4 protein-coding genes are annotated in these 5,326 nt (G+C 45.9%); 3 read left to right on the forward strand and 1 reads right to left on the reverse strand.

From position 1 onward, the window contains the following. Window positions 1-138: 138 nt before the first annotated feature. Complete coding sequence (gene adhE / locus HZY94_RS00475; protein ID WP_179924502.1) at window positions 139-2,787, reverse strand: bifunctional acetaldehyde-CoA/alcohol dehydrogenase; 2,649 nt, start codon at window positions 2,785-2,787, stop codon at window positions 139-141. A 149-nt stretch (window positions 2,788-2,936) separates the two neighbouring features. Here adhE and holA point away from each other — a divergent pair, with 149 nt between their 5' ends. The 3 genes from holA (at window position 2,937) to tnpB (ending at window position 5,321) form a co-directional block, all read left to right on the forward strand. After that, window positions 2,937-3,977 (forward strand): DNA polymerase III subunit delta, encoded by a 1,041-nt coding sequence (gene holA, locus HZY94_RS00480; RefSeq protein ID WP_179924503.1) that lies wholly within the window; start codon window positions 2,937-2,939, stop codon window positions 3,975-3,977. Between the two features lie 53 nt (window positions 3,978-4,030). Beyond that, entirely contained in the window at window positions 4,031-4,636 is a 606-nt protein-coding gene (locus tag HZY94_RS00485) for a superoxide dismutase (protein ID WP_179924504.1), read from the forward strand. Window positions 4,637-4,970: 334 nt separating this feature from the next. Beyond that, window positions 4,971-5,321, forward strand: a complete 351-nt coding sequence (tnpB, locus tag HZY94_RS00490; RefSeq protein WP_179924505.1) for an IS66 family insertion sequence element accessory protein TnpB — start codon at window positions 4,971-4,973, stop codon at window positions 5,319-5,321. Window positions 5,322-5,326 lie beyond the last annotated feature (5 nt).

Raw genomic sequence — 5,326 nt, forward strand, 5'->3', positions numbered from 1 at the left:
GGGATAGCCTTTCTCAGTATTTTGTCGTAATTATATTGTATCAAGACTATCTCCATAAAGCAAAAAAGCAACGGCTCTTAAACCGTTGCTTTTTTGCTTTAGTCAGAGAGACTTTTGTCCCAAACTCGTTCTACAGGATTATTTGATACGTCCTGGGCGTTCTTTATAACCGTAGTAAGCATCTTCGATGATTTCTTGCATGTGATCCACCATAGCCAAGCGTGGGTTGGCTGGTGTACATTGGTCTTCATAGGCGAGGAGGGCCAATTCACGTGAATATTCTTTGAGTTCTTTTTCGTCAATGCCTTGGGCTTTGAGGTTCATCTCGATGCCAATACGTTCGCCGAGATCATAGACAGCTTGGGCATAGGAAGCCACAGCTTCTTCTGGTGTGGCAGCTGGGAGTCCGAGCATCCGAGCGATGTCCTGGTATTTCTCGTCAGCCTTGTAGTAGTTGTACTTAGGCCAGGTTGCAGTTTTGGATGGACGAGTACCGTTGTAACGGATGACGTATGGCAAGAGGATGGCGTTGGTACGGCCGTGAACGGTGTGGAAGCGACCACCAATCTTGTGGGCCATGGAGTGGGAGATACCCAAGAAGGCGTTAGCGAAGGCCATTCCTGCAATGGTCGAAGCATTGTGCATTTTTTCGCGGGATTCAAAGTCGGCATTTTTTACAGAGCTTTCCAAGTTTTCAAAGACAAGTTTGATGGCTTGAAGGGCTAGGCCGTCGGTGAAGTCATTGGCCACGGTTGAGACATAGGCTTCAGTTGCATGGGTGAGGACATCCATACCAGTGTCTGCCGTCACATGTGCTGGGACGGTCATTACCAAGGCTGGATCGACAATGGCTACTGTTGGGGTGAGGGAGTAGTCGGCAATTGGGTATTTACGGTTATTGGCTTTGTCAGAGATAACCGCAAATGGGGTCACTTCAGATCCAGTACCGGATGTAGTTGGGATGGCAATGAATTTGGTTTTCTTACCGAGTTCTGGGAATTTGAAGGCCCGTTTCCGAATGTCCATGAATTTTTGAACCAGGTCATGGAAATCAACTTCTGGTTGCTCATAGAAGAGCCACATGACTTTGGCCGCATCCATCGGCGAACCTCCTCCAAGGGCAATGATGGTGTCTGGTTTGAAGCTACGCATCATTTCAGTTCCTTTGTAGACAGTTGTGATATCTGGATCTGGTTCTACGTCGGCAAAGATTTGGTAAACAACCTTGTTGCGGCGGAGATGAAGTTGTTCCAGGATGCGATCTAAGAAGCCGAATTCGACCATAGAGGAGTCTGTGACAATCATCACCCGTTCAACATCTCGACATTTTTGAAGGTATTGGATTGAGTCACGTTCGAAGTATGTTTTTGAAGGAACTTTAAACCACTGCATATTATTTCTACGTCTTCCTACTTTTTTGATGTTCAAGAGATTGACAGCGCTGACGTTATCACCGATTGAGTTGCGACCGTAAGAGCCACAGCCCAGAGTGAGGGATGGTAGGAAGGAGTTGTATACGTCCCCGATACCGCCGAAGGTTGAAGGAGAGTTCCAAATAACCCGAATAGCCTTGACTAGTTTTCCAAATTCTTTGGCCAATGCTGCATCCTCCGTATGGATGGCGGCAGAGTGGCCGAGGCCATCGAATTCAACCATTTGACGGGCTTTTTCCAAGCCGTCTTCACGGGAATCGGCTTTGAGAACAGCAATAACTGGAGAAAGTTTTTCCCGCGTTAGGGGTTCTTTGGGACCGACTTGGCTCACTTCGGCTGCGAGAATGTTGGTTCCTTCTGGAACTGAGAAACCAGCTTGTTCCGCAATCCAGCTAGCTGGTTTACCTACGATTGCTGGATTTAATTTGGCTAGGGCACAGTTCTTGCCGTTGGCTTTAGCTCCGAAGCAGAATTCTTCAAGAAGAGCCTTTTCTTTTTTGTTAACAAAATAAGTATGGTAGGATTTGAATTCTTCGACGAAAGCGTCATAGATTTCTTTGTCGATAATTACGGCTTGTTCAGAGGCACAGACCATACCGTTGTCGAAGGATTTGGACATGACAATGTCATGGACAGCTTGGCGAACATTGGCTGATTTTTCAACATAGGCTGGTACGTTTCCGGCTCCAACTCCGAGGGCTGGTTTGCCACAAGAGTAGGCAGCGCGGACCATGGCATTCCCACCTGTAGCGAGGATGGTGGCGATCCCGTCATGATTCATCAGAGCGGCAGTAGCTTCCATTGATGGGTGTTCAATCCATTGGATACAGTTTTCAGGAGCACCGGCTGCGATGGCTGCATCGCGCACAACACGTGCCGCATGGGCAGAAGATTCTTGAGCCGATGGGTGGAAGGCGAAGATAATCGGATTCCGTGTTTTCAAGGAGATCAAGGCTTTGAAGATAGCGGTAGAAGTTGGGTTGGTAGTTGGTGTGATTCCACAGATTACCCCGACGGGCTCGGCGATCAAGGTTAGGCCAGTGACATCATCCTCTTCAATGACCCCAACTGTCTTGGTGTGGCGCATATTGTTGACCACATGCTCACAGGCGAAGAGGTTTTTGGTGGCCTTATCCTCAAAGACACCCCGCCCAGTCTCAGTGAAGGCATGCATGGCCAAGGTTCCGTGGGCATCCAAGGCTGCAACAGAAGCCTTAGCAACAATGTAGTCCACCTCTTCTTGGTTGAGTTTCCGCATCTCCTCAAGGGCGATCAAGCCCTTACCAACCAAGGCATCGACGTGGGCTTGCGCCAATTGTTCTTTTTCTTCTTTTGAAAGTGTTTTTTCAGTCATATGCTTCTCCTGACGTTTGTTAATTACTTCACATTAAATATTATAACGAATCCGTTTTCATTTGTAAAGTTTTTCACAAAAGTTTTTTAAAAAAATTTCAAATGGGCTGCTTGCGAAATTTTTGCTAGAATAGAAGAAAAGGGGGCAGCATGATAGCGATTCGACAAGTAGAAAAAATGACAGCAGCGGATTTCCCAGCCTTAACGGTCGTAGCCGGGGAGGATGTTGGGCAATTTTCTTTAGTAAAAGAAGAGGTGCTGAGAAAGATTGGTTTTGACCCAGCTGATTTAAGCATGAGTCGGTTGGACATGCGCGAAGCCACCTATGCCCAGGTCCAAGAAGAGTTGGAAAGTTTGCCCTTTTTTGCGGACAGCAAATGGGTGGTCTTGGATTCCTTTTTAGATCTGACGACCGGCCGCAAGCGTTATTTATCTGACGAGGACCTCAAGCGCTTTGAAGACTATGTGCAAAATCCTAGTCCGACCACTAAGGTGATTATTTTTGCAGAAGGCAAACTGGATGGCAAGCGACGCTTGGTCAAGCTGCTCAAACGCCAGTCACTTCTCTTAGAAACCCAAGAACTCAAGGAAAAAGACTTTCGGACCTTTTTACAGGAAGAGTTACAGTTCCGAGGTTGGCAGTTGGGGTCAGATTTACAGGATGTCTTGCTGGAGAAATCCATGCTGAATATCAGCCTGTTGCGTCAAAACCTGGCCTTTATTGAGAATTATGGCTCTCCGGCTTCCCTGACTCTTGAAGGACTCCGGCAACTGCTGCCGAAAACGCTCCAGGATAATCTCTTTGATCTGACGCGTTACCTCTTGCAAGGGCGGTTGGAGGCAGCCCGGTCGTTGATGGTCGATCTCCGTCTCCAGGGCAAGGACGATATCCAAATTTTAGCCTTATTGTTAAGCCATTTTCGCCTCTTTCTCTATGTGCGGTTTTTAAGTCCCTTATCAGAGGCCAACTTGGTGGCTGAATTGAAGCGGCTGACAGGGACCAGCTACAATCCTTACCGTGTCCGCTTTGCCCAAAGAGATAGTCAAAACCTGCCGACAAGTTATCTGCGAACCATTTATCAAAAGCTGATTCAGACAGATTATGAGATGAAAACGGGACTTTATGATAAGGCTTACCTCATGGATCTTTTGATGATTGAGGTGGTTCAAGGTCTCAAGCAGAAAAATTGAAATGACAGCGTTTTTTAAGTATGATGGGAAGAGAAGAAAGAAAGAGGTGGATTATGTCTTATACAGTACCTGAATTGCCATACGCATACGATGCTTTGGAGCCTTATATTGATCAGGAAACCATGCATCTACACCACGATAAGCATCACCAAGCTTACGTGAATAACTTGAATGCAGCCTTGGAAAAACATCCAGAAGTCACTGCAGATATTGTGGACTTGTTGAAGGATGTGGACAGCATTCCTGCGGATATTCGTCAGGCTGTCATCAACAACGGTGGTGGTCATGTGAACCACTCTTTGTTCTGGGAAATGATGACGCCAGAAGCAACAGCTCCATCTGCTGAGCTAGCAGCGGCTATTGAGGCGACTTTTGGTTCTATGGATGCCTTCAAAGAAGCTTTTGCAGCGGCGGCAGCGACTCGCTTTGGGTCTGGTTGGGCTTGGTTGGTCCTTAATGCTGAAGGTCAATTGGAAGTGGTTTCTACCGCTAACCAAGATAACCCCGTGTCTAATGGCCAAGAACCCCTTCTTGGTTTGGATGTTTGGGAACATGCCTACTATGTCAGCTACCGTAACCTCCGCCCAGACTACATTAAAGCTTTCTGGAATGTGGTTAACTGGAACAAGGTTTCAGAACTCTACGCAGCAGCAAAATAAGCAAGTAGTATTCGACAAAAGAGCAAGCCGGGCGGCTTGCTCTTTTGTAATTTATCGGGAAAAGTGCTGCGAGAATATGAATAAGAGTCGACTATTTTTTCTTATTTTCCAGGTAATGGTGGACAACATAGCTTGAGGTTGTGATTGCAATGACATTCCACCATTTAAAAGGCATGGAAAGTAGCCGAGTTAGGATGAAACTAATGCTGAGGGTTAGGAGGTTTCCTAGTAGTAAGATTGACCAATAGTTCGTAAGCGTCCAATAACGAGGTATCTATCTTGAATCCCTATTATCCGATATACTAATAAAAAGATAAAAAATCGGAGGAAACAGATGCCAATCAATTTACTAGACCTAGGCCTTGTTCATCTAGTCTGTGGGAAAACAGATATGAGACAAGGAATTGACTCACTTGCTTACCTGATTAAAACTCAATTCCAACTAGATCCATTTTCAGGCCAAGTCTTCCTCTTTTGTGGAAGCCAAAAAGATCGCTTTAAAGCTCTTTATTGGGATGGTCAAGGATTCTGGCTTCTCTATAAACGGTTTGAAAATGGTAAGTTAACTTGGCCTGATGGAGAAAAGAAAATTCTCACTTTGACATCTGAACAAGTAGACTGGCTCATGAAAGGTTTTTCAACTACTCCAAAAATAAATCCCACAAAAAGTCGTGATTTCTATTGAAATAT

Source organism: Streptococcus danieliae (genome assembly GCF_013415245.1).
Lineage (GTDB): Bacteria > Bacillota > Bacilli > Lactobacillales > Streptococcaceae > Streptococcus > Streptococcus danieliae_A.